Origin of the sequence: Bradyrhizobium sp. CSS354 (assembly GCF_029051725.1) — a bacterium.
Classification (GTDB): Bacteria; Pseudomonadota; Alphaproteobacteria; order Rhizobiales; family Xanthobacteraceae; genus Bradyrhizobium.
In genome coordinates, this window is record NZ_JAACFU010000006.1 from 254511 (window position 1) to 278083 (window position 23573).

Below are 23573 nucleotides of genomic sequence, written 5' to 3' on the forward strand. Positions count from 1 at the left end.
AAACTGCTGCCGCGGCGTACTGGATGCCCGCCTGCGCGGGGCATGACAGTGGCTACTCCGCGCTGCTCACCAGCTTGATCCGCGGCGCCTGTTCCTCGCCGAGGCTGCGATAGGCCGCGAGATAATCCAGCGCCATGCGCCGCGCCGTGAAGCGCGTCTCGAACTGCTTGCGGATGAGGGAGCGGTCGAGTTGCGGCAGGCGACCGACGACGCCGGCCGCGCTGAGGACGTCCTCGACGACGAAGCCAGTGAGGCCATCGTCGATGATCTCGGGCACCGAGCCGCGGTTGAAGGCGATGACCGGCGTGCCGCAGGCCATGGCTTCGATCATCACCAGGCCAAACGGCTCGGGCCAGTCGATCGGCAACAAGAGGCCAAGTGCGCCGCTCAGGAAGTCCGACTTCTCGTGATCGCTGATCTCGCCGATGAATTCCACCAGCGGATTGTTCTCGATCATCGGCCGGATCAGCTCGTCATAGTAATCCTGGTCGGCCCGATCGACCTTGGCGGCGATCTTGAGCGGAATGCCGCAATGCGTCGCGATCTTGATGGCGCGGTCGACGCCCTTTTCCGGCGCGATGCGGCCGAGCACGGCGAGATATTCCTGTTTCGCCGGCTTCGGCGTCAGCAGGTTCTCCGGCAGGCCGTGGTGAATCGTCCTCACCCAGTTTGCCTGCGGCACCGGCCGGCGCTGCGCGTTCGAGATCGAGATGACGGGGACCTTCGAGAAGGTGTTGAAGACCGGTTGATGCTCCGGCAGGTCGAGCCGGCCGTGCAGCGTGGTCAGGAACGGTGTCGGCTGCCGGTAGAACAGCGACCACGGATAATAATCGAGGTGGAAGTGGAGGAAGTCGAACTCCTCGTCGTCACATTTCTGCCGCACCCGCTCCAGCATCACCATATGCAGCGCATTGGGATCGCGCACGGAACCGTCGAGACGGAGTGCCCGCGGCCACAGCGCATCCAGCTTTGCCGAGGTTTGCGAGTCGCCGCTCGCGAACAGCGTCACATCGTGCCCAAGGGCCACCAGCTCTTCCGTCAACCAATGCACCACCCGCTCGGTGCCGCCATACAGCTTGGGTGGAACAGCCTCCGTCAACGGAGCTACCTGCGCGATGCGCATCTCACCATCTCCTCTGTGCGATCATGATTGTAGAAAGCCCCCGCCTGTTCAGCACCGGCACGCCAGTCAAGGGAACGTTCCCGCACTTGCGAAGTTCCTTCTTCAGAACGTTACTTATTCGACACGTCGGATGCTCGTCGCGATGCTGCCATCACATCTTCGCAGAACGCCCGCATCCGCATGTCGTGATGAGTGTGCCCGGGAACCGAGGCAAGTGGCCGATGTTCAGTCGGCTAACAACAAAAGTTTGAATCATCACGACGGGGTCGATAGTCACATGGATCATCTTTCTGGATACGCGCACCGGCCGTTTGCCTTTGTTTTGCGCTATCTTCGGCGTCGCCTTGCGTCGCATCTCGTGATCCTGACCGCTGTGGTGGCGGCAGTTGCCTGCTCCGTAGGCACGCAGTATGGCGTCAAGTCCCTCGTCGACAGCTTGTCTGCCGGCGCTTCGCATGGTGGGAACGTATGGCTGGCATTCATTTTCCTCATGACGCTGATCGCCGCCGACAATTTCCTTTGGCGGATCGCGAGCTGGACGGCCAGCTTCACCTTCGTCCGTGTCACGGGTGATTTACGCCGTGACATATTTCGTCATCTGACCGGCCACGCGCCGAGCTACTTCTCCGATCGCATGCCCGGCATGCTGACGAGCCGCATCACGGCGACGTCGAATGCGGTGTTCACGGTCGAAAACATGTTTGTGTGGAATGTGTTGCCGCCGTGCATCGCAACCGTTGCGGCAATCGCGCTGATTGGAACCGTCAGCCCTTACATGGCACTCGGCCTCATGGTGATTGCCGGCGGTATGGTGCTTGCGATGTTCCGCCTCGCCGCCGCGGGAAAGCCGCTGCATGACGACTTCGCCGACAAGGCCGCCGTCGTCGACGGCGAGATGATCGACGTCATCAGCAACATGCCGCTGGTGCGCGCCTTCTGCGGCATCGGGCACGAGCATGAGCGGTTCGACGCGACCGTGAACCGGGAGCTCACCGCGCGCGGCCGCAGCCTGCGCTATCTGGAGAAGCTGCGGCTTATTCATGCCGGCGTCACTGTCGTGCTCACGATCGCCCTGATGGCCTGGGCGATCATGCTCTGGCAGGATGGCAGGGCGACCACGGGTGACGTCGTGCTGGTCTGCACCCTCGGTCTCTCCATTCTGAACGCGACGCGCGATCTCGCGGTGGCGCTGGTCGACGTCACCCAGCACGTTGCGCGGCTGACCGAGGCGATCGCCACGCTGCTGGTGCCGCATGAATTGCGCGACCACCCCGAGGCCGAGCCACTGGTGAAGAGCGGCGCCGCGATCGCGTTCAACAATGTCACTTTCGGCTATCCCGGGGCTGCGAAGATCTTCGAGCGCTTCAGCCTGCGCCTGCAACCCGGCCAGCGAGTCGGCTTGGTCGGCCAGTCCGGCGGCGGCAAGTCGACGCTGTTCACGCTGCTGCAGCGCTTCTACGATACCGACGAGGGCAGCATCACCATCGACGGTCAGGACATTTCCAAGGTGACGCAGCTGAGCCTGCGCGAGGCGATCTCTGTCGTGCCGCAGGACATCTCGCTGTTCCACCGCTCGATTCGCGAAAACATCCGCTATGGTCGCCCGAACGCGACCGACGACGAGGTGCTGCGTGCGGCGATTGCGGCGCGCTGCGATTTCGTCGAAAGCCTGCCTGGTGGTCTCGACACCATGGTCGGCGACCGCGGCGTCAAGATGTCCGGCGGTCAGCGCCAGCGCATCGCGATCGCGCGCGCCTTCCTGAAGGACGCGCCGATCCTGCTGCTGGACGAGGCGACCGCCGCGCTCGACAGCGAATCCGAAGAGGCGATCCGCGAGGCGTTGTCGCGGCTGATGCGCGGCCGCACGGTCATCGCGATCGCCCATCGTCTCGCGACCCTGCGCAATTTCGATCGCGTGGTCGTGTTGAGGGGTGGTAAGATCATCGAGGACGGGTCGCCCGAGCGTCTGATGCAGGGCCACGGGCCCTATCGTGAGCTGGTCACGCAGGAAATGAGCCGGCTCGCCCAAGCCGCCGCGTAAACCAACAGTCGCGTTCGAGTCGGTTGCGTGTCGAAACAAGCGCAGGGGAGCTGCTGATGTCGGCTGAAGCCGTTACCCAATTCGTCTCCGTGACGCGGACCGTGGACCAGGTCGCGGAACAGCCTTTCTATATTCCGATGACGGGACCGTCGGCGCGGCCGCGGCGTTCGCTCAAGCACGACGACACCTTTATCGTGCTCGACAGCCATGGCGACATCGGCGCGTCGGCCGGCGGGCCCGATGGCCTGTTCCATCACGACACGCGCTATCTTGCCAGGCTCGAGCTCGTGCTCGACGATCTCCAGCCGCTGCTGCTGGGCTCGAACCTGCGCGACGACAATTCGGCCCTGACCGTCGATCTCACCAATCCGGACATCTACCGGCAGGGCAGCCTCGTGCTGCAAAAGGACCTGCTGCACATCGTGCGCACGATCTTCCTGTGGCGCGGCACCGCCTATCAGCGCATCGGCGTGCAAAACCACGGCGACCGCCCGGCCAGCTTCGCGCTGACACTGCTGTTCGACAACGACTTCGCCGATCTGTTCGAAGTCCGCGGCGAGCGGCGCCCGCGCCGCGGAATCGGCTCGAGCCGGCTGTTGGGACCGACCGACGTGCTGTTCGACTACCGCGGTCTCGATGACGCCGAGCGCTCCACCAGCCTGCATTTCGATCCGCGCCCGACGAAGTTGTCGGTGAATGCCGCGACCTGGCAGCTCGAACTCGACCCGCATGAGTCGAAATCCCTGTTCGTGGCCGTGTCCTGCAATCGGCCGATCGCGGAGAAGCCGGCGCGCTTTTTCAGAAGCCTGCTCGCCCACCGCCGCGAGATGCGCCGATCGACGATGGGGGCCGCCAGCATCGAGACCTCCAACAACATCTTCAACGAGGTGCTGTGCCAGGCCATGGCCGACCTCAACATGCTGATGACGGAGACGCCGCAGGGCCGCTATCCCTATGCGGGGATTCCCTGGTACTCGACGACGTTCGGCCGCGACGGGCTGATCACCGCGCTGCAGATGCTGTGGGTCGATCCGCGGATCGCCAAGGGCGTGCTGCGGCGGCTCGCCCATTTCCAGGCCAAAGCGGTCGATCCGCTCGCCGATGCCGCGCCCGGCAAGATTCTGCATGAGATGCGCGGCGGCGAGATGGCGGCGCTGCGCGAGGTCCCGTTCGCGCAATATTACGGCAGCGTCGATTCCACGGCCTTGTTCGTCCTGCTGGCAGGAAGCTATTTCGAGCGCACCGGCGACGAGAAGACCTTGACAGAGCTGTGGCCGGCCATCGAAGCGGGGTTGGCCTGGATCGACGGCCCCGGTGATCCCGACAAGGACGGCTTCGTCGAATATCAGCGCGCCACGGAAAAGGGCCTCGCCAACCAGGGCTGGAAGGATTCCTACGACGCGATCTTCCATGCCGATGGCCAGCTTGCGGAAGGCAATCTCGCGCTCGCCGAGGTGCAAGGTTACGTCTTTGCCGCCAAGCGGCTCGCCGCGCGTTGCGCGCTTCGGCTCGGCAAGCCTGATCTCGCCAGGAAGCTCGAGGCCGAGGCCAAGACGCTGGCCGAGCGTTTCGAGGCCGCGTTCTGGTGCGAGGAGCTCGGCACCTATGCGCTTGCGCTCGACGGCAAGAAGCGGCCGTGCAAGGTGCGGACCTCGAACGCCGGCCAGATCCTGTTCAGCGGCATGATCCGCGAGGATCGCGCGCGGCTCGTCGCCGCCGATTTGATGCGGCCGCATTTCTTTTCGGGGTGGGGCATCCGCACCGTCGCTGTCGGCGAGGTGCGATACAACCCGATGTCCTATCATGACGGGTCGATCTGGCCGCACGACAATGCGCTGATCGCGCTCGGGCTCGCGCGCTACGGGCTCAAGCATTCGGTCGCGCATGTCTTCAAGGGACTGTTCGACGCCGCGACCTACATGGACCTGCGCCGGTTGCCCGAATTGTTCTGCGGTTTCCGGCGCGAGAAGCGGCGCGGACCGACGCTCTATCCGGTCGCCTGCGCGCCGCAGGCCTGGGCCAGCGCCACGGCGTTCACGCTGCTGGAGGCGGCGCTGGGCATTGAGTTCGACGTGGCGCGCGGTGAGATCCGGCTGCGCAATCCGCATCTGCCGGCGTTTCTGCACGAGGTGATCTTGCGCGATCTGCGTCTGGGCGAGTCCAGCGTGGACCTGCGCGTCAGCCGCCATGGCGACGACGTGGCGCTGGAGGTGCTGCGCACGCGTGGCCAGATTCAAGTCTCGATCGTGCTGGCGCGCTAGCGGCGCGCCAGGAGGAGGGTGCATGCGTACCGCCGGATGGTTGGCCCTGGGCGTCGTTATGGTCGTCGGGATGACGCTCGCCGTGTCACGCGCCGCGGAGCAGGCGCCCGCACCCGCGACTGAAGCGAATGCACCGCCGACGGTGCAGCCGCCGGCGTCATCCGTCCCCGTCACGCCAAAGAATGCCGCGCCACCGCCGTCGGTCACGATCATCGGCGCGAGCGACGCGCACGGTGTGCTTGGACGTGACGTGCTCAGCGCGGCGAACGAGGACATGGGCCGCATCGTCGACGTCATCGTCGATCGGAGTGGGCACGTGCGCGCTGCCGTGATCGATTTCGGCGGCTTCCTCGGCGTCGGCAGCCGCAAGATCGTGGTGGACTGGAACGCGATGCGGTTCGGCAAGATCGTCAACAAGAAGGACAGCATCACGCTGGAATTGACCAAGGCACAGGTCGCAGCCGCGCCGGAATACAAGGAGGACACGCCGATGGTGGTGCTCGGCGCGTCCGGCAGCCTGCAGCCACTGCAAGCTGTTCAGTGAGGCGCGGGGAGGAATGGCCGCCGGTGCTGTTGTCGAGAAAGCCGAATCATGCGGATCGCGAGGGCCGCGTTGAGCAGGACAAATTCTCGGTGCCGTCGCCTGCCGGCATCCCGGCGCCGTCGCGCCAGAGCCTGCGCGGCCTCGACTGGTTCATCTTCTTCCTCGCCGACGTGCAGACCGGATTCGGGCCGTTCATCGCAGTTTATCTGACGACCCAGAAATGGACCCAGGTCGAGATCGGCCTCGTGCTGTCGATCGGCGGCATCGTTGCCCTGATCGGCCAGATGCCGGGCGGCGCCATCATCGATGCCGCGAAATCCGAGCGGCTGGTCGCAGGCCTCGCGATCGCCACCATCGGCTGCTGCGCGCTTGCCTATGCGGCAATGCCGATCTTCCCCGTGGTGGTGGCTGCGGCCACCTTGCACGCGGCAGCAAGCTGCGTGCTCGGACCGGCGATCGCGGCGATCAGCCTCGGTCTGGTCGGCCCGCTCGCGATAGGCGAGCGTCTCGGCCGGAACGCGCGCTTCGCTTCGCTTGGCAACGGCGTTGCGGCTGCGGTGATGGGAACGGCCGGCTATCTGCTGTCGAGCCGCTCGGTATTCCTGGTCACCTTTCTGCTCGCGATTCCGACTTTGATCGCACTCTCTCGCATCCGGGAGCATGAGGTCGACATCGCCCGCTGTCACGGCGAGATGCCGCGCGAGGCGAAGGAACGCGGCGACACCAATATCTGGCATCTGATCCGGCAGCGGCCGCTCATTGTCTTTGCGCTCAGCGTGCTCTTGTTGCAGCTCGCGAACGCCTCGATGATGCCGCTGATGGCAAGCGCGGTGACGGCGCGATCGAGCGAGTGGGCGACGGTGCTCGTCGCTTTTTGCATCGTCGTGCCGCAGGCGATCGTGGCGCTGCTGTCGCCGAGCGTCGGGCGCAAGGCGCAAGCGTGGGGCCGCAGGCCGCTGCTGCTGATCGGATTCGCGGCGCTGACGATTCGCGGTCTGCTGTTCGCGACCGTGCGCGATCCGTATCTGCTGGTGCTGGTGCAGGTGTTCGACGGTCTCACCGCGGCGGTGTTCGCGGTGATGATCCCGCTGATCGTGGCCGACGTCGCCTTCGGCAGCGGCCATTTCAACCTCGCGCAGGGCATCGTCGGCACGGCGATGGGCATCGGCGCGTCGCTGAGCACCGCGCTTGGCGGCTATGTCAGCGACAAGTTCGGCAATGCCACGGCGTTCATGGGGCTATCTGGCGTCGCCGCGACGGGACTTCTGCTTATTCTGCTTGTGATGCCGGAGACGCGGCGCAAGGGCATGATCGCAGCAAAAGAAATGGCCGGCTAATTCAGCCGGCCATGAGCGGGTGGAAGAGGGGAGATCAGGCGTCGAGATTGTGCAGGCGTGCCCGGTTGCGCAGCACGATCTGGCGGGCGCCCGAGAAGCCGAGAATGCCCTGGGCATGAAGCTGCGACAGCGCGCGCGAGACGGTCTCGAGCGTGAGACCGAGATAGTCGCCGATGTCGCGGCGGCACATCGGCAGCGCCATCATGCCGGCAACCGCGAGGCGGCGGTCCATTTCGAGCAGGAAGGTTGCGACGCGCTCCATCGCGGTCTTGCGGCCCAGCAGCAGCATGTGGTCTTCGGCGTGGCGAAGCTCGCCAGCGGTCATGGCCCAGAGCTTGCGGGCGACCTGGACGTCGGTGGCTGCGGCCTTCTCGAGGCTCGCGCGCTTCACGAGGCGCACCGTGGTGTCGATGATAGCTTCAGCAGCAAGGCGGTGGGTGGTGCCGGATTCGAGGCCGAATACGTCGCCGGGAAGGTGGAAGGAGCCGATCTGGCGGCGGCCGTCGGAGAGAAGCTTGTAGCTGCGCACCGCGCCGGTGACGACCTGATAGACATACTCGGCCGGCTCGTCCTCACCATAGATCTCCTCTTCCTTGCGGTAGGAGAACTCAGTGGCAACGAGGCCGACATGGCCGGCAATCGCGCCGAACTGGTCTGAGACGGGATGGGCGGGTGCGATCTTGCCACCGATCTGGGTGGTAATCGCCGGGGTGTTGAAGGTCTGGGTCAGCATCTGCGCCATCTCCGTTGTGATGACGCTTTGGTACGCGGTATCGGGTGCCTCGAAAATTTCGCGAGATATCTTAAGGAGGTTGCCTTACGTAGAATCCCGTAGGTCAGCTATGGACCCGGTTCTGGATGGCGTGGCGAATGCGCTTGACCAGGTTTTCGTCCAGAAGCGGCTTCAGAATCACTTCATTTACGCCTGCGGCCGCCGCCCGGGCCGAGATATTCGGGTCGGGATAGCCGGTGATCAGGATCACCGGGGTATCGCCCTCGGACTGGCGCAGTCGCCCGGCCAGCTCGATGCCGTTGATGTCGGGCATTTTGTAGTCGATCACGTAACAGTCTGCACCGGACGGGCTCGCCGCATTGAGCAGCGCCGTGGCGTTCCTGAAGGTCCGCACGGCAAAACCGTCGGTTTCCAGCAAAAACCTCAGCGAGCCGAGCACAGCGGCATCGTCGTCGACCACATAGATGCTTGGCTTTGCGGGTGACGACATCGGGAGCCGCTCAGGATGGGAGCTGATCGCAATCATTCCGATCTGGTAGCACAGGGCGAGCGACCGGTTTTGACTTGCCTCAATCCTGGTGACTTCAATCGTTGAGCATTCCGGCCCGCATGGCCAGCCGCACCAGTTCCGACAGGCTGTTGGCCTGCATCTTGGTCATCACATTGGCCCGGTAGACCTCGATGGTGCGCGGGCTGATGTCGTACTCGCGGGCGATCAGCTTGTTGGATAGGCCCGCGATCAGCCCTTCCATGACCTGGCGTTCCCTGGGGCTCAGGGAAGCGACGCGAGCGGCGACGTCCTGGGCCATGGCCTCGTTCCTGGCCGCCGGCTCGCCCTCGCGGATCGCGGATTCGATCATGGCGATGAGGCGGTCATCTTCGAACGGCTTTTCCAGGAAATCCATGGCACCGAGTTTCATCGCCTCGACCGCGAGCGGCACGTCGCCATGGCCGGTCATGATCAGGATTGGAAACCGGCTGCGCTGCGCCTTCAGGCGCTTGAGAAGCTCGATCCCATCGATGCCGGGCATCCGCACATCGGAGACGACGCAGCCGAAGGCGAGGCCGGGCAGGGCGTCGAGAAAACTCTGCGCGTTGTCGAACAGTGTGACGCCGAAGCCGGCTGAATCCAGCAGGAAATTCAGCGAATCCCGCATCGCCTCGTCGTCGTCAATGACGTAGATGATTCCCTTGGTCGTCATGGATCAGTTCTCGTCGGCTGCCGGCAACGTGAAGCGGAATGTCGCCCCACCCGATGCGTTGCTCTCGGCCCACATCCGGCCGCCGTGAGCCTCGACGATCGAGCGGCTGATGGACAGTCCCACCCCCATGCCGGTGTCCTTGGTGGTGAAAAAAGTCTGAAACAGGTTTGGCATGACGTCGTCCTGGAAGCCGGAGCCGGTATCGGAGACCTCGATCTCGATCATGTCGTCGGCGACGCGGGTGTTGGTGACGACGAGCTCGCGCCGTGGCGACTGCGCCATCGCTTCCAGCGCGTTGCGGAAGAGGTTGACCAGCACCTGCTGGATTTGCACCCGGTCGGCGAGCACGAGATCGGCATTTGGATTGAGGCCGAAACGGAGCTGTACGTTCTGCTCGCGCGCGCCGGCGAGCCCGAGCGCGCCAGCCTCCTCGATCAGCTTGGACAGGCTCTCGACCCTTTTCTCGGATTCGCCGCGGGAGACAAAGTCGCGCAAGCGGCGGATGATCTGGCCGGCGCGCAGCGCCTGCTCGGCGGCGCGGTCCAGCGCGCTCTCGATCTTCGGCGTATTCGGATCCTGGCTTCCGGCGAGCAGCCGCCGCGACCCCTTCATGTAGTTGCTGATCGCTGCCAGCGGCTGGTTGAGTTCGTGAGCGAGCGCGGACGCCATTTCGCCCATCGCGCTCAACCGCGAGACGTGGACGAGCTCGGACTGCAGCTCCTGGAGCCGCGCCTGGGTTTTCTGATGCTCGGTAAGATCGCGGACGAAACCGGTGAAATAGGGCTCGCCGCCCGACTGCATCTCGCCGATCGACAGGTGCATCGGGAAGGTCGTGCTGTCGCGACGCTTTCCGGTCACGATGCGGCCGATGCCGATGATGTGCGGGTCGCTGGTGGTGCGGTAGCGCGCGATGTAGCCGTCGTGACGGGAGCTGTCGGGCTCCGGCATCAGGATGCGCACGTTCTGGCCGATCACCTCCGGCTCGGCCCAGCCGAACAGGCGCTCGGCCGCCGAGCTGAACAGCTGGATGATGCCGTGGCCGTCGATGACGATCATGGCGTCGGGAATTGTCTGCAGGATCGAGCGGAGGTGATTCTCGCGGGTGCGAAGGGCCTCCTCGACCTGCTTCTCCTCGTCGACATCGAGAAAGATGCCGCTGAGATGTCGGGCGGCGCCGGCTTCGTCCCGAATCAGGCCCGCGCGGGCGCGGATCCACTGCGCTCTGCCCGACGCGCTCGCGACCTTGAACGACACGTCGAAGCTGCCGCCCCGTTCGGAGACGTGTCGGATCGCACTCTCGATCCGCCCGCGGTCGTTCGGCTCCAGTCGGGACAGGAACAGCGTGTAACTCACCGTTTGGTCAGGTTCGATCCCGAACAGGATTCTGGCCGTCTCCGACCACTCCAATTCCAGTGTGTTGAGATCGAGATCCCAGGTCCCGACGCCAAATCCTTCGATTCGAACGCGGAAATGTTCGCCCCGGCCGTCATCTTGCGGATGAATCACACGGGTCGGCGCCAAACGATCACTCCCATTCTGATGCGGGGAACCGCACAGCGTTACCGTCGGCAATGTACCCAAGGAGGGGCCGGAGGCAAGTTCCGATGTCTTATACCATTGGCAGATTCCCCTCCGGCGCGGTGGTCCAAGGTTTGATCTATCTCATCCTGCCAGGCGGCGGCGGGCTTACGATCGGATAGCAGCTCATTGCCCGGAGAATCCCGATGACATACGCGACCGTGATGGTCAGCCTGGCGCTCGATCAGCCCAACAAGGCGCGTCTTCAGGTCGCGGGCGAGCTTGCCGAACGATTTGAAGCGTCCATCATCGGCGTTGCTGCGGCGCAGTTCGCCCCGCCGCTCTATTTCAGCGATGGCGCCGCAGCGCAGGGATTGATCGATGAGGGAGAAGCCTCGGTCAAGCGACGTCTGGGCGAGCTCGAGGCGCAATTCCGCGCCGCGATCAGGAATCGCGGCGGGCATGTGGAATGGCGCAGCGCCATGGATTTCCCGGCGCGCTTTACGTTCGCCCAGGCGCGTTGCGCCGACATCGTCGTCACCGGCGGGCAGAGCCCGGCCTTTTCCGACGCCTTCGCGCTCGCGAGCCCAAAGGATCTGGTGATGCAAGCCGGCCGGCCGATCCTGGTCGTGCCTGACGGGGTCAACTGGCTCGATCTGCGCAGCGTCCTGGTGGCGTGGAAGGATACGCCGGAAGCCCGGCGGGCGCTGGCCGATGCGCTGCCGATACTGCGCAAGGCCAGGGATGTCACCGTCCTCGCAATTCCCGAAGGCGACGACGACCGCCCTGCCGCGGTCGCTGGCGTGACCGACGTGACGGCGTGGCTTGCCCGTCATGGCGTGACCGCGATCGCGCGCGTTTCCGAAGCGGCCCGGAACGAAACCGTCGCCGGGCAACTGGAGAAAATTGCCGGCGATGTCGGCGCCAGCCTGATCGTCGCCGGTGCCTACGGCCATTCGCGCTTCCGCGAACTGATCCTCGGCGGCGTCACCCAATATCTGGTCACTCAATCTGCCCGCTGCGTGCTGCTGTCGCACTGACCTGGAGACGAATCAAAGAGGACGCGCCGTGTACAGATTCCTTGAACAGACCGTCGACGGCCACATGACGCACGACGTCAAGACGGTGAGGCGCGACCTCGACCTGCTCGCGCTCAGCGAGATGTTCGAACGCGACGATTTCAATTCCTATCCCGTCGAGGACGACGGGCAGGTCGTCGGCATCGTCACCAAGTTCGACATCCTGAAGTGCTTCGCCTTCACGCCGAGCCAGATGCTGCCGCGCTATCACGACCTGATGAGCCGTAAAATCGGCGACGTCATGACGCCCGACTTTATCTATGTCAGCCCCGACACGCGGCTGACGCGCGTGCTCCAGATCATGGTCGAGCACCGCATCAGGAGCATCATCGTGCTCAATGGCGCGCAGAAGCTGGTCGGAATCGTCGCTCGCGAGGACGTCATCGCGGCGCTCAAGGCGACGGCACGGGAGTGAGAAGGCGGCTGCGTGATTTTACGGAAGATTCTTTTTCTTCCCTTCTCCCCTTGCGGGAGAAGGTGGCGCGAAGCGCCGGATGAGGGGTTCTATCCGCGGAAAAACTTTTGATGCGGCGCCAACCCCTCACCCAAATGAGATTGCCGCGCCCTCCTCGCTGCCCTCTCCCGCAAGGGGAGAGGGCACTGCAACTGGCGCCGCATGACCCACATTAACAGAAATCCACATAGCTTGATTTCAATCAATTCCCCGCGAGGGTGAATGTGGTTTCTGGCCCTGTGTTCTTTCAGAGAGAATCCGCATGAGCCAGCCCTCCATCTCCAAGTCCATGACGTCAGGTGAAAGCGGCCTGGCTGTCGTGTTCGCGGTCACCGCCTTCCTCTGCGTGATTGCCTCGGCCAAGGCGCTCGATGCGCCTTTTGCCTTCCACGCCGCGCTGAGCGCGGCGGCGAGCCTGGCCGCGGTCTTCTGCATCATCAATCGCTACCTCGACCGGCCGGCGGCGCTGCCGCCTGCGGAGATCAATGGCCGGCCCAATTACAACATGGGGCCGATCAAGTTCTCCTCCGTCATGGCGATGTTCTGGGGCATTGCCGGCTTTCTCGTCGGCCTCATCATCGCCTCGCAACTGGCGTGGCCGGCGCTGAACTTCGATCTGCCCTGGACCAGCTTTGGCCGCCTGCGTCCGCTGCACACGTCCGCGGTGATTTTCGCCTTCGGCGGCAACGTCCTGATCGCGACCTCCTTCTACGTCGTCCAGAAGAGCTGCCGCGTTCGCCTTGCCGGCGATCTCGCGCCCTGGTTCGTCGTCGTCGGCTACAACTTCTTCATCCTGATCGCCGGCACCGGCTATCTGCTCGGCGTCACCCAGTCGAAGGAATATGCCGAGCCGGAATGGTACTCCGACCTGTGGCTGACCATCGTCTGGGTCACCTATCTGCTGGTCTTCCTTGCCACGATCATCAAGCGCAAGGAGCCGCACATCTTCGTCGCGAACTGGTTCTATCTCGCCTTCATCGTGACGATTGCGGTTCTGCATCTCGGCAACAACCCGGCGCTGCCGGTTTCGGTGTTCGGCTCGAAGTCCTACATCGCCTGGGGCGGCATCCAGGACGCCATGTTCCAGTGGTGGTATGGCCACAACGCGGTCGGCTTCTTCCTCACTGCCGGCTTCCTCGCCATCATGTACTACTTCATTCCGAAGCGCGCCGAGCGGCCGATCTACTCCTACCGCCTCTCGATCATCCACTTCTGGGCGCTGATCTTCCTCTACATCTGGGCCGGCCCGCACCATCTGCACTACACGGCGCTGCCGGACTGGACCCAGACGCTCGGCATGACCTTCTCGATCATGCTGTGGATGCCGTCCTGGGGCGGCATGATCAACGGCCTGATGACGCTGTCGGGCGCCTGGGACAAGCTGCGCACCGATCCCGTGCTGCGCATGCTCGTCGTCTCCGTCGCATTCTACGGCATGTCGACCTTCGAAGGCCCGATGATGTCGATCAAGGTGGTCAACTCGCTTAGCCACTACACCGACTGGACCATCGGCCACGTGCACTCCGGCGCGCTCGGCTGGGTCGGTTTCGTCTCCTTTGGCGCGCTCTACTGCCTGGTACCCTGGATCTGGAATCGCAAGGGCCTCTACAGCCTCAAGCTCGTCAACTGGCACTTCTGGATCGCGACGCTCGGCATCGTCCTCTACATCTCGGCGATGTGGGTGTCCGGCATCCTCCAGGGCCTGATGTGGCGCGCCTACACCTCGCTCGGCTTCCTCGAATATTCCTTCATCGAGACCGTCGAGGCGATGCATCCCTTCTACATCATCCGCGCTGCCGGCGGCGGGCTGTTCCTGATCGGCGCGCTGATCATGGCCTATAATCTCTGGATGACGGTTCGCGTCGGCGAACAGGAAGTCCAGATGCCCGTCGCTCTTCAGCCGGCGGAATGAGGAGTTTTCCATGTCGTTCTGGACACGCCACCAAATCTTCGAAAAGAACTCGATCATCCTGATCGTCGGCATCCTGCTGGTGATCGCCATCGGCGGTCTCGTCGAGATCACCCCGCTGTTCTACCTCAAGAGCACGATCGAGGCGGTCGACGGGATCAGGCCGTATACGCCGCTGGAGCTCGCCGGGCGCAACGTCTACATCCGCGAAGGCTGCTATCTCTGCCATTCGCAGATGATCCGCCCCTTGCGCGACGAGGTCGAGCGCTACGGTCATTTCTCGCTGGCCGCCGAGAGCATGTACGACCATCCGTTCCAGTGGGGCTCGAAGCGCACCGGTCCCGATCTTGCCCGCGTCGGCGCCAAATATTCCGACGACTGGCACGTCACCCATCTGACCAACCCGCGCGCAATCGTGCCGCAGTCGGTGATGCCCGGCTATCCGTTCCTCAGCAAGACCGAGGTCGATCCGGACACGATCGCCGACCACATGCGCACGCTGCGGACCGTCGGCACGCCCTACACCGACGACCAGATCGCCAACGCGGGCGATGACATGAAGGCCCAGGCCGATCCTGACAATGCCGGCTCCGACGCTTTCACCAAGCGCTACGCCAAGGCCGTGGTGCGCAACTTCGACGGCAAGACCGGCACGCCGACCGAGATGGACGCGCTGATCGCCTATCTCCAGATGCTCGGCACGCTGGTCGACTTCAAGATCTACAACGAGAAAGCCAATCTTCGCTGAGAAGGCCCCCACGATGAAAGCCATCCTGACACTCGACAATCTCGCGTCCGGTCTCGTGACCACGATCTGGACGCCGGTGTTCGTCGCGATCTTTCTCGCGATCATCGCCTACGCATTCTGGCCCCGTAACAAGGCAGCTTTCGACGAAGCGGCACACCTGCCGTTGCGGGAGGAGTAAGAGATCATGACCGATCATCATAGCGACATCGATCCCGTCTCCGGGAGGACCACGACCGGACACGAGTGGGACGGCATCAAGGAGCTCAACACGCCGCTGCCGCGCTGGTGGGTAATCACGTTCTACCTCACCATCGTCTGGGCGATCGGCTACTGGATCGTGTATCCGGCCTGGCCGCTGATCTCGGGCAATACCACGGGCCTGTTCGGCTACTCGACGCGCGCCGACGTCGCGGTCGAGCTCGCCAACCTCGAGAAGATCCGCGGAGCCAAGATGGTTGCGCTGGGCGCGGCCTCGCTCGCCGACATCGAGAAGGACCCGGCGCTGCTGGCGCTCGCGCGCGCCAAGGGCAAGACCGTGTTCGGCGACAATTGCGCGCCATGTCACGGCTCAGGCGGCGCCGGTGCCAAGGGCTATCCGAACCTGAACGACGACGACTGGCTGTGGGGCGGATCGCTCGACCAGATCATGCAGACCATCCAGTTCGGCGCACGTTCCGGGCACGCCAAGACGCATGAAGGCCAGATGCTCGCATTCGGCAAGGACGGCGTGCTGAAGCCGGACGAGATCGTCACGGCCGCCAACTATGTCCGTGCATTGTCGGGCCTTCCGACCCGCAAGGGCTATGACGCGGCCAAGGGCGAGAAGATCTTCGCGGAGAATTGCGTCGCCTGCCATGGCGACGGCGGCAAGGGCAACCCGGAGATGGGCGCCCCCAACCTGACCGACAAGATCTGGCTCTATGGTTCGGACGAGGCGTCGCTGATCGAGACCATCAGCCAGGGCCGCGCTGGCGTGATGCCGGCCTGGGAGGGACGGCTCGATCCCGCCACCATCAAGGCGATGGCAGTTTACGTCCACTCGCTGGGCGGCGGAAAATAGCCAACCGGCAGCAAACGGGGGCGAACAAAAGTGCCCCCGCTTGCGCTGGATCAACTGACGCGGCGGCGTCGGGTTTAGGTTCAATCGCACCTCTCGAAAAGCTGCAGGCGATGAACAGGCCCGTGAACCCAAAAGCCCTCCCATTAGACGATGACAACGGGCCGCTCTATGTGGCCCAGAAGAAAGTCTATCCCCAGAGCATCTCCGGCACCTTCCGCCGGATCAAATGGGGCCTGATGGCGTTCTGCCTCGGGGTTTACTACTTCCTGCCGTTCGTGCGCTGGAACCGCGGCCTCGGTGCCCCGAGCCAGGCGGTGCTGATCGATCTTCCCAACAGCCGCTTCTATTTCTTCTTCATCGAGCTGTGGCCGCAGGAAGTCTACTACTTCACCGGCCTGCTGATCGTCGCCGCGGTGGCGCTGTTCCTGATGAACTCGGTCGGCGGCCGCATCTGGTGCGGCTATCTCTGTCCGCAGACAGTGTGGACCGACCTGTTCTATGCGGTCGAGCGTCTGATCGAGGGCGACCGGCGCGAGCGGATGAAGAAGGACAAATCGTCGGATCCGATGAAGCTGGAGCGTATCTCTGAGATCGTGCTCAAGCATTCGATCTGGCTGCTGATCGGGTGGTGGACCGGCGGCGCCTGGGTGCTCTATTTCAACGACGCACCGACGCTGGTTAGGGAACTCGTCACCTTCCAGGCGCCGATGATCGCCTATATCTGGATCGGCATCCTGACTGCTACGACCTATGTGCTCGCCGGCTTCATGCGCGAGCAGGTCTGCACCTATATGTGCCCGTGGCCGCGGATCCAGGCCGCGCTCACCGACGAATGGGCGCTCAACGTCACCTATCGTTACGATCGGGGCGAGAAGCGTACGTCGGTGAAGAAGGCGGCCGAGCTGCGCGCGCTCGGCGAGCAAGTCGGCGATTGCGTCGACTGCTATCAATGCGTTGCCGTGTGCCCGACCGGCATCGACATCCGCAATGGACCGCAGCTCGAATGCATCCAATGCGGGCTCTGCATCGACGCCTGCGACAACGTGATGACGAAGATCGGCCGGCCGAAGCGGCTGATCGGCTATGACAACGACGTCAACATCCAGCGCCGCCAGGAAGGCAAGGCGCCGATCTACCGTATCGTCCGGGCTCGCACCGTCGCCTACAGCGCGATCATCGCGGCCGTCGGCGGCATCATGGTCTATACGCTGGCGACCCGCAGCCTGCTCGACGTCAACGTGCTGCACGACCGCAACCCGGTCGCGGTCAGGCTCAGCGACGGCTCGATCCGCAACGCCTACACGGTGCGTCTGCTCAACAAGAGCGGTTACGACCGCGTCATTGCGATCGACGCTACCGGTCCGGTGAATGCTACGATCCATGTCATTGGGATCGATTCAGTGACGCAGGACCGGCCGATGATCGTGGTTCCGCGCGACTCCACCAGCGAGCTGCGGGTGCTCGTGACCGCGCCGGTGGAGGGCAATCCGGAAAAGTCGATCCCGATTCGCTTTCACGTCACCGATATCGGCCTCGGCGAAGCCGCCAGCGCCACCGACAATTTCGTCGCGCCCTAGGATCAGGAGTTCGCCATGGCAACCAAGCCGCTGACCGGAACCAAGGTGTTTCTGATGCTGGTCGCCTTCTTCGGCGTCGTGATCGGCGTCAACGTGACCATGATGAAGCTCGCGATCGCGACGCTGCCCGGGACGGACGCCGACAGCCCCTATGCCGCTGGGCTCACCTATGATCGCGAAATTTCGGCGGCGCAGGACCAGGCCGCGCGCAAATGGAAGGTCAACGCCCATGTCGAGCGCCGCACGGATGGCGGCGCCGTGCTTCAGGTCGAGGCGCGCGACGCGAGCGGCCAACCGATCGCGGGACTGAAATTCGGCGGCCGCCTGGAGCGGCCGACCGACAAGCGCGCCGATCTCGCCGTCGAGCTCTCGGAGATCGGCATCGGCCTCTATCGCGGCAATGCCGCATCGGTCGCGCCGGGCCAGTGGGACCTGGTGATCGAGGGCGAGGCGCGGGGAACGCGCGTGTTCATGTCGCGCAACCGCGTGATCCTGAACTGAAGGATTTGCCATGCACGTCTCGCGGGATTTTTCGCATTACGTCCGGACTGCGGGCGAGGGCGTCCAGCACATCGACCTCGCGGTCGAGGGCGTTCACTGTGCCGGCTGCATGGCCAAGATCGAGCGCGGTCTGTCCGCGATTCCGGACGTCACGCTGGCCCGCGTGAACCTCACCGACCGGCGCGTTGCGCTGGAATGGAAGGCGGGCACGCTCGATCCGGCCCGCTTCATCGATCGCCTCGAAGAGCTCGGCTACAAAGCCTATCCTTACGAGACCGAGAGCGCGGAAGCGACCGAGGTCGCCGAATCGCGCTTCCTGCTGCGCTGCCTCGGCATCGCCGCATTCGCCACCATGAACGTGATGATGCTGTCGATCCCGGTGTGGTCCGGCAACGTCTCGGACATGCTGCCGGAGCAGCGCGATTTCTTCCACTGGCTGTCGGCGCTGATCGCGCTGCCGGCGGCGGCCTATGCCGGCCAGCCGTTCTTCCGCTCGGCCTGGCGCGCGCTGTCGGCCAGGACCACCAACATGGACGTGCCGATCTCGATCGGCGTGACGCTGGCGCTGGGCATGTCCGTGGTCGAGACCATCAACCACGCCGAGCACGCCTATTTCGACGCGGCGATCATGCTGCTCACTTTCCTCCTGGTCGGCCGCTTCCTCGACCAGAACATGCGGCGGCGGACCCGCGCGGTCGCGGGCAATCTCGCCGCGCTCAAGGCGGAGACCGCGGCGAAGTTCGTCGGGCCTGGCGAGATATCTCAAGTGCCGGTGGCCGCGATCTATCCCGGCGACATCGTCCTGCTGCGACCCGGCGAGCGCTGCGCGGTCGACGGCACCGTGATCGAGGGCCGTTCCGAGATCGACCAGAGCCTGATCACCGGCGAGACGCTCTATGTCACGGCCGAGCAGGGCACGCCGGTCTATGCGGGATCGATGAACATCTCGGGCAGCTTGCGGGTGCGGGTCTCGGCGGCCTCCGAGGCGACGCTGCTCGCCGAGATCACGCGGCTGCTCGACAATGCGCTGCAGGCGCGCTCGCGCTACATGCGGCTCGCAGACCGCGCCTCGCGACTCTATGCGCCCGTGGTGCATGCCACCGCGCTCATCACTATCCTCGGCTGGGTCATTGCGGGCGCCGGCTGGCATGATGCGATCGTGACCGGCGTCGCGGTGCTGATCATCACCTGTCCCTGCGCGCTCGGGCTCGCCATCCCGACGGTGCAGACGGTGGCCTCGGGCGCGATGTTCAAGGCGGGTGTCCTGCTGAATTCCGGCGATGCCATCGAGCGTCTCGCGGAAGCTGATCACGTCATCTTCGACAAGACCGGCACGCTGACGCTGCCCGATCTCGAAGTGATGAATGCGGCCGATATCCCTGCTGATGTCTTCGAGCTTGCCGGGCGGCTCGCGCTGTCGAGCCATCATCCGGTCGCCGCCGCGGTCGCGCAGGCCTCCGACGCCACATCGCCGATCGTCGGCGCGATCGAGGAGGCCGGCCAGGGCGTGCGCGCTGTGGTCGATGGCATCGAGATTCGCCTCGGCCGTCCGTCCTTCTGCGGCGCCGAGACGCTGGTTTCCGACGTGACAAATCTCGATCCCGAAGCTTCCGTCGTGGCTTTCAGCAAGGGCAGCGAAAGATTCATCCTCTCTGTGCGCCAGGGCCTCCGTCCCGATGCGCAGGCTGTGATCGCGGCGCTCAAGGCGCGCAATATCGGCATCGAGATTCTCTCCGGCGACCGTGAACCGGCGGTGATCGCCGCGGCCCATGCGCTGAGCATCTCCGAATGGCGGGCCGGGGTGACGCCGGCCGACAAGATCGCGCGGATCGAGGTCTTGAAGCAGCGGGGCATGAAGGTCCTGATGGTCGGCGACGGCATGAACGATGCGCCGTCGCTGGCGGCGGCCCACGTCTCGATGTCGCCGATCTCGGCCGCGCATCTGAGCCAGGCGACCGCCGATCTCGTCTTCCTCGGCCGGCCGCTGGCCCCGGTCGTCGCCGCCATCGACGCTTCACGCAAGGCGTTGCGCTTGATGCGGCAAAATCTCTGGCTTGCGATCGGCTACAATGTCCTCGCAGTGCCGGTCGCGATCAGCGGCGTCGTGACACCCCTGATCGCGGCTGCCGCCATGAGCGGATCGTCGATTCTGGTGATGCTGAATTCGCTGCGTGCGCGCGGCGCCTCGCGGGAGATCGTGTGATGGAAATCCTGGTCATCCTGGTGCCGCTGGCGCTGATGCTCGGTCTCGCCGGTCTCGCCGCCTTCCTCTGGTCGCTCCGGAGCGGCCAGTACGACGATCTTGACGGCGCCGCCTGGCGCGCCATCGCCGACGACGAGCCGCCGCAGGAGGCACCGGCCAAGCGCTAGCGCTTCAAGGCGAGCGTCAGCAGGGCCGCGACCGCGAGCGCCAGACCCACCCCGGCCACGCAGACATGCCATCCATACGCGTCGAACAGCCGGCCGAGGACGGCGGTGCCGATGAGCCCGCCGCAGAAATAGCAGGCGAGATAGGTGCCGCTGGCGATGCCACGGTTTTCACCCGCAGCCTGTCCTACGAATCCTGTCGCAGCGGCTTGCGCGGAAAAGGTGCCGATGCCGACCAGAACCATCCCGGCGAGGACCGCGCCGAGGTGTGCGGCCAGCATCAACGGCAGGCCGATCCCGGCGATGGCCAGCGAGCCCCAGATCGTCGGACGCGTTCCGAGGCGCGATGCCACTCTGCCCGCCAGCAGCGTCGTGACCACCGACGGCAGGAAGACGAAGTAAACGAGGCCGAGGTCCATCATGCCCAGCGACAGCGGTGGTCGAACCAGAACGAAATTGACGAATGTGAAGGTGCCGATGAATGCGAACAGGATGCAGAAGCCGATGCCATAGGCGGCTCGCAGCCGTGGATCCCGCCACTGCGCGATCGTCGCGGCAAACGCTGATGCCGTCGGCGTCGTTGCACGCATCGGCTGTACGCGCGCAATGGTGAAATAGACCAATGCGGCGCCGGCCAGATTGAGGGCTGCGAAGAAGTAGAAATTCCATGCCAGGCCAAGGCTATCGGCGATCGCGGCCGAGACCAGACGGCCCACGAGATTACTGGCGACGTTTCCCGTGATGTAAGCGGCAAAGGCGCCGCCGGAATCCGTTGCGCTGCATTGCTCGCCGAGATGAGCCAACGTCAACGCGAAGGCGGATGCCATGCAGAGGCCCTGTGCCACCCGCAGGCCCGTGAAGACGGCAAGATTGGGCGCAGTCGCCAGCAGGCTCGTCGGAATCGCGAGCAGGGTCAGGCTGAGCAGGATGCCGGTCCGCCTGTCGATGTGCGGGCTGAGAAAGCCGACGACGAGACCTGCGACGGCCATGCCGAACGTGCTGGCGTTGACGGCCAAGCTCATCGCCGCTGGCGTGACGCCGTAGTGGCGCGTCAGCGAGGGCAGGATTGCCTGTGTCGCGAAGAGATCGACGACGGTCAGGAATGCGATCAATCCAATGACGAGCGTGCGGAGTATGGGTCGCGCGGAATGCTCATCCGTTGCCATCGCGCTCGGCTTGATCGGCGCGGAAAGATCGGTCATGGCGTCGCGTCTCCTGTGAAAGATGTGGCGCCCGGCATGCTGGCGGCATGAGGATCCGGGTGCCACATCGGCAACGATCAGGCTGGGGCCGGGGCGCCCGTTACATGTTGTGGTCGCGCGGGTCCTTGCGGACGTCGCCGACGTAGAGGATGACCGTTTCGTTGCCGAGGTTCTTCCACCAATGCGAGGTGCCGGATACCTCCGGGCGGATGTCGCCGGCCTTGTGCACGATCGGATCGACACAGTTGGAAGCGTGTTCGACGATCTCGCCTTGCTGCACGAAGATCAAAGCAGGGCGGTCGTCATGGCTGTGCCAGGGCACGATGCCGCCGGGCTCGATGGTGAGCTTGCGGAAGCGCAGCTCGCGGCCTTCAATGTGTGCCGGCTGCTTGCCGAGGTCGATGGCGCCGAGCGTGACGTCGGTGACGCCGACCGGCTTGTAATCGACCATCTGGTGCGCGTTTGGCTTGATCTTGTCGGCCGGGCATTCGCCGGCGAAGACTGGCTGTGCCGAGAGTGTCAATACGCCGAGGATGGCAAGGCCGGGCCAGACCGCGCGCGACAATGTGTGATGCTTGAACATCGGGACGTCTCCTGTGTTGGCCGCAACCGCAACGGTCGCCGGCTGTGTCGGGACTTTCGTCGAGAGGGCGCTCGTTCTGAAATGCTCTTTCGCTCTCGCTGCGATAGACCGGCGCTATCGGCCCCGATACGCGCTCGCTATCGAACCGATTGGGGATCGGCATTTCCGCTTCCCGCGCGATTGGCGTTGGATGGCAGGGCGCCCAATTGGCGGGCGTTCACGCCAATCCGGAGGAGCCTCTCATGACGAAATTGTCCAAGACTTTGATTGCCACGGCTGCGTTCGCGGTCATCGCCACATCGGCCTTCTCGGGGGCGACATGGGACTTCAAGGCCGGCATGGCCTACATGTATGGCGGACCCGGCAAGATGTCGGCGATGGCCATGGCGCCGGCGGAGAAGAACCACGAGGCCATGATGAAGGGCGCCAAGAAGGTCCCCGACAACACCGTCTTCTTCATGGACAACGGATCGCTGTATTCCACCTCGGGCGGCTGGATCCGACCGGCAATTTCTACGTGAACTGATCGCGCGCGCATGACGTCCGCCCCTTGCGGGCGGCCGGATCGGGCACCTAATATTCGTCCTCTGAACGCTGGAGCGCAAGATGACCTCTCTCTCGTCGGCCGATGCCGAGCGGCTCAAACTCGCCTTCCAGCGCTGCCGTGACATGGATGGCACGCTGAACGAGCAGCTCCGCGCCTATGCCGACGCCAGCCGCGACGTGTTCCCGGCCTATGGCGAGGCCGTCGATCATCTGGTGATCAGATTGAATGGAAACGGCGGCGGCGAGACCGCGCCGCGCCCGGGCGAGGCGATGCCGCCGTTCATGTTGCCGGACGAGAGCGGGCGTCTCGTCGCGCTGTCCTCATTGTTGGAGAGCGGCCCTGTCGCCGTGATGTTTTTCCGCGGCCATTGGTGCCCTTATTGTCGGCTCAATGTCCGTGCGGTGGTCCAGGCGCTGGATCGCATCGAGTCCATGGGCGCGCGCATCGTCGCGGTCATGCCGGAGACGCAGGAATACACCCAGCAGCTCAAAGCGGAATCTGATGCGCCATTTCCGATCCTGACCGACCTCGACAACGGCTATGCGTTGTCGCTCAATCTCGCGATCTGGCTCGGTGCCGAGATCCAGAGCCTGTTGTCCTACCAGGACATGGCGAAATTCCACGGCAATGATGGCTGGATGCTGCCGATCCCGGCCGTGTTTGTCGTCGGTCGCGACGGTCTCGTGAAAGCGCGCTTCGTCGATCCGGATTTCCGCAAGCGAATGGAGATCGATGATCTGCTTGAAGCGCTGGAAGGCGCGAGCAGGGAGGCCAAAAAGGGTTAGCA

22 protein-coding genes and 1 pseudogene are annotated in these 23573 nt (G+C 64.3%); 16 read left to right on the top strand and 7 right to left on the bottom strand.

The window, feature by feature from the left end; all coding sequences use genetic code 11:
* Positions 1-52 precede the first annotated feature (52 nt).
* A complete protein-coding gene (locus GWG67_RS16875) occupies positions 53-1123 on the bottom strand; it encodes a glycosyltransferase family 4 protein (protein WP_275170399.1) in 1071 nt (356 codons plus the stop codon).
* 277 nt (positions 1124-1400) lie between these two features.
* Between GWG67_RS16875 and GWG67_RS16880 the strand changes: the two genes are divergently transcribed.
* The 4 genes from GWG67_RS16880 to GWG67_RS16895 are packed head-to-tail and all read left to right on the top strand — an operon-like array spanning position 1401 to position 7306.
* Positions 1401-3164, top strand: coding sequence for an ABC transporter ATP-binding protein (locus GWG67_RS16880; RefSeq protein WP_275170400.1), 1764 nt, complete (start codon positions 1401-1403; stop codon positions 3162-3164).
* Between the two features lie 56 nt (positions 3165-3220).
* A complete protein-coding gene (locus tag GWG67_RS16885) occupies positions 3221-5425 on the top strand; it encodes an amylo-alpha-1,6-glucosidase (protein WP_275170401.1) in 2205 nt (734 codons plus the stop codon).
* Between the two features lie 22 nt (positions 5426-5447).
* On the top strand, positions 5448-5969 hold the full coding sequence (locus GWG67_RS16890; RefSeq protein WP_275170402.1) for a PRC-barrel domain-containing protein: 522 nt from the start codon (positions 5448-5450) through the stop codon (positions 5967-5969).
* Positions 5970-5992: 23 nt separating this feature from the next.
* Entirely contained in the window at positions 5993-7306 is a 1314-nt protein-coding gene (locus GWG67_RS16895) for an MFS transporter (RefSeq protein WP_275170403.1), read from the top strand.
* A gap of 34 nt (positions 7307-7340) precedes the next feature.
* Here the strand turns inward: GWG67_RS16895 and GWG67_RS16900 are convergent, their stop codons facing one another.
* The 4 genes from GWG67_RS16900 to fixL form a co-directional block, all read right to left on the bottom strand.
* Positions 7341-8039 (bottom strand): helix-turn-helix domain-containing protein, encoded by a 699-nt coding sequence (locus tag GWG67_RS16900; RefSeq protein ID WP_275170404.1) that lies wholly within the window; start codon positions 8037-8039, stop codon positions 7341-7343.
* A gap of 103 nt (positions 8040-8142) precedes the next feature.
* Positions 8143-8565 (bottom strand): response regulator, encoded by a 423-nt coding sequence (locus tag GWG67_RS16905; protein WP_275170405.1) that lies wholly within the window; start codon positions 8563-8565, stop codon positions 8143-8145.
* Positions 8566-8623: 58 nt separating this feature from the next.
* The gene (gene fixJ, locus GWG67_RS16910; protein ID WP_275170406.1) at positions 8624-9241 is read right to left on the bottom strand and encodes a response regulator FixJ; all 618 of its coding nucleotides are present in this window, start codon (positions 9239-9241) and stop codon (positions 8624-8626) included.
* 3 nt (positions 9242-9244) lie between these two features.
* Complete coding sequence (fixL, locus tag GWG67_RS16915; protein WP_275170407.1) at positions 9245-10762, bottom strand: sensor protein FixL; 1518 nt, start codon at positions 10760-10762, stop codon at positions 9245-9247.
* A 203-nt stretch (positions 10763-10965) separates the two neighbouring features.
* Between fixL and GWG67_RS16920 the strand changes: the two genes are divergently transcribed.
* From GWG67_RS16920 to ccoS, 10 genes are all read left to right on the top strand, one after another.
* The gene (locus GWG67_RS16920) at positions 10966-11799 is read left to right on the top strand and encodes a universal stress protein (protein WP_275170408.1); all 834 of its coding nucleotides are present in this window, start codon (positions 10966-10968) and stop codon (positions 11797-11799) included.
* Positions 11800-11827: 28 nt separating this feature from the next.
* Positions 11828-12253: an HPP family protein gene (locus tag GWG67_RS16925; RefSeq protein ID WP_275170409.1), complete on the top strand. Its 426-nt coding sequence runs from the start codon at positions 11828-11830 to the stop codon at positions 12251-12253.
* Positions 12254-12554: 301 nt separating this feature from the next.
* Positions 12555-14204, top strand: coding sequence for a cytochrome-c oxidase, cbb3-type subunit I (gene ccoN, locus GWG67_RS16930; RefSeq protein ID WP_275170410.1), 1650 nt, complete (start codon positions 12555-12557; stop codon positions 14202-14204).
* A 10-nt stretch (positions 14205-14214) separates the two neighbouring features.
* A complete protein-coding gene (gene ccoO / locus GWG67_RS16935) occupies positions 14215-14949 on the top strand; it encodes a cytochrome-c oxidase, cbb3-type subunit II (RefSeq protein WP_275170411.1) in 735 nt (244 codons plus the stop codon).
* 13 nt (positions 14950-14962) lie between these two features.
* A complete protein-coding gene (locus tag GWG67_RS16940) occupies positions 14963-15127 on the top strand; it encodes a CcoQ/FixQ family Cbb3-type cytochrome c oxidase assembly chaperone (protein ID WP_015687703.1) in 165 nt (54 codons plus the stop codon).
* 6 nt (positions 15128-15133) lie between these two features.
* Positions 15134-16009 carry a cytochrome-c oxidase, cbb3-type subunit III gene (gene ccoP / locus GWG67_RS16945; RefSeq protein ID WP_275170412.1) on the top strand — a complete coding sequence of 292 codons (876 nt, stop codon included), beginning with the start codon at positions 15134-15136 and terminating at the stop codon, positions 16007-16009.
* Positions 16010-16119: 110 nt separating this feature from the next.
* Positions 16120-17586 (top strand): cytochrome c oxidase accessory protein CcoG, encoded by a 1467-nt coding sequence (gene ccoG, locus GWG67_RS16950; RefSeq protein ID WP_275170413.1) that lies wholly within the window; start codon positions 16120-16122, stop codon positions 17584-17586.
* Positions 17587-17601: 15 nt separating this feature from the next.
* Complete coding sequence (locus GWG67_RS16955; RefSeq protein ID WP_275170414.1) at positions 17602-18087, top strand: FixH family protein; 486 nt, start codon at positions 17602-17604, stop codon at positions 18085-18087.
* A 10-nt stretch (positions 18088-18097) separates the two neighbouring features.
* Complete coding sequence (locus GWG67_RS16960; protein WP_275170415.1) at positions 18098-20290, top strand: cation-translocating P-type ATPase; 2193 nt, start codon at positions 18098-18100, stop codon at positions 20288-20290.
* A complete protein-coding gene (ccoS, locus tag GWG67_RS16965) occupies positions 20290-20457 on the top strand; it encodes a cbb3-type cytochrome oxidase assembly protein CcoS (RefSeq protein ID WP_007594007.1) in 168 nt (55 codons plus the stop codon). Before GWG67_RS16960 ends, ccoS begins: the two co-directional genes overlap by 1 nt.
* On the opposite strand, the gene GWG67_RS16970 is transcribed toward ccoS, so the two are convergent.
* Together GWG67_RS16970 and GWG67_RS16975 are read right to left on the bottom strand one after the other, a co-directional pair.
* Positions 20454-21656 carry an MFS transporter gene (locus GWG67_RS16970; protein ID WP_275170416.1) on the bottom strand — a complete coding sequence of 401 codons (1203 nt, stop codon included), beginning with the start codon at positions 21654-21656 and terminating at the stop codon, positions 20454-20456. The genes ccoS and GWG67_RS16970 overlap by 4 nt on opposite strands.
* A gap of 100 nt (positions 21657-21756) precedes the next feature.
* Positions 21757-22239, bottom strand: coding sequence for a cupin domain-containing protein (locus GWG67_RS16975; protein ID WP_275170417.1), 483 nt, complete (start codon positions 22237-22239; stop codon positions 21757-21759).
* A 242-nt stretch (positions 22240-22481) separates the two neighbouring features.
* Here GWG67_RS16975 and GWG67_RS16980 point away from each other — a divergent pair.
* Both GWG67_RS16980 and GWG67_RS16985 read left to right on the top strand, forming a co-directional pair.
* Positions 22482-22765 (top strand): annotated as a pseudogene (locus tag GWG67_RS16980) (hypothetical protein).
* Positions 22766-22845: 80 nt separating this feature from the next.
* Entirely contained in the window at positions 22846-23571 is a 726-nt protein-coding gene (locus GWG67_RS16985) for a peroxiredoxin-like family protein (RefSeq protein WP_275170419.1), read from the top strand.
* Positions 23572-23573: the final 2 nt, after the last annotated feature.

Excerpts from the sequence above, each read along its gene's own strand:
- GWG67_RS16885 (WP_275170401.1), top strand. The coding sequence starts at position 3,221 with ATGTCGGCTGAAGCCGTTACCCAATTCGTCTCCGTGACGCGGACCGTG.
- GWG67_RS16960 (WP_275170415.1), top strand. The coding sequence starts at position 18,098 with ATGCACGTCTCGCGGGATTTTTCGCATTACGTCCGGACTGCGGGCGAG.
- GWG67_RS16880 (WP_275170400.1), top strand. The coding sequence starts at position 1,401 with ATGGATCATCTTTCTGGATACGCGCACCGGCCGTTTGCCTTTGTTTTG.
- GWG67_RS16975 (WP_275170417.1), bottom strand. The coding sequence starts at position 22,239 with ATGTTCAAGCATCACACATTGTCGCGCGCGGTCTGGCCCGGCCTTGCC.
- GWG67_RS16940 (WP_015687703.1), top strand. The coding sequence starts at position 14,963 with ATGAAAGCCATCCTGACACTCGACAATCTCGCGTCCGGTCTCGTGACC.
- ccoG (WP_275170413.1), top strand. The coding sequence starts at position 16,120 with ATGAACAGGCCCGTGAACCCAAAAGCCCTCCCATTAGACGATGACAAC.
- GWG67_RS16970 (WP_275170416.1), bottom strand. The coding sequence starts at position 21,656 with ATGACCGATCTTTCCGCGCCGATCAAGCCGAGCGCGATGGCAACGGAT.
- GWG67_RS16985 (WP_275170419.1), top strand. The coding sequence starts at position 22,846 with ATGACCTCTCTCTCGTCGGCCGATGCCGAGCGGCTCAAACTCGCCTTC.
- GWG67_RS16900 (WP_275170404.1), bottom strand. The coding sequence starts at position 8,039 with ATGCTGACCCAGACCTTCAACACCCCGGCGATTACCACCCAGATCGGT.
- ccoN (WP_275170410.1), top strand. The coding sequence starts at position 12,555 with ATGAGCCAGCCCTCCATCTCCAAGTCCATGACGTCAGGTGAAAGCGGC.
- GWG67_RS16875 (WP_275170399.1), bottom strand. The coding sequence starts at position 1,123 with ATGCGCATCGCGCAGGTAGCTCCGTTGACGGAGGCTGTTCCACCCAAG.
- ccoS (WP_007594007.1), top strand. The coding sequence starts at position 20,290 with ATGGAAATCCTGGTCATCCTGGTGCCGCTGGCGCTGATGCTCGGTCTC.
- GWG67_RS16890 (WP_275170402.1), top strand. The coding sequence starts at position 5,448 with ATGCGTACCGCCGGATGGTTGGCCCTGGGCGTCGTTATGGTCGTCGGG.
- ccoP (WP_275170412.1), top strand. The coding sequence starts at position 15,134 with ATGACCGATCATCATAGCGACATCGATCCCGTCTCCGGGAGGACCACG.
- fixJ (WP_275170406.1), bottom strand. The coding sequence starts at position 9,241 with ATGACGACCAAGGGAATCATCTACGTCATTGACGACGACGAGGCGATG.
- GWG67_RS16955 (WP_275170414.1), top strand. The coding sequence starts at position 17,602 with ATGGCAACCAAGCCGCTGACCGGAACCAAGGTGTTTCTGATGCTGGTC.
- ccoO (WP_275170411.1), top strand. The coding sequence starts at position 14,215 with ATGTCGTTCTGGACACGCCACCAAATCTTCGAAAAGAACTCGATCATC.
- GWG67_RS16905 (WP_275170405.1), bottom strand. The coding sequence starts at position 8,565 with ATGATTGCGATCAGCTCCCATCCTGAGCGGCTCCCGATGTCGTCACCC.
- GWG67_RS16920 (WP_275170408.1), top strand. The coding sequence starts at position 10,966 with ATGACATACGCGACCGTGATGGTCAGCCTGGCGCTCGATCAGCCCAAC.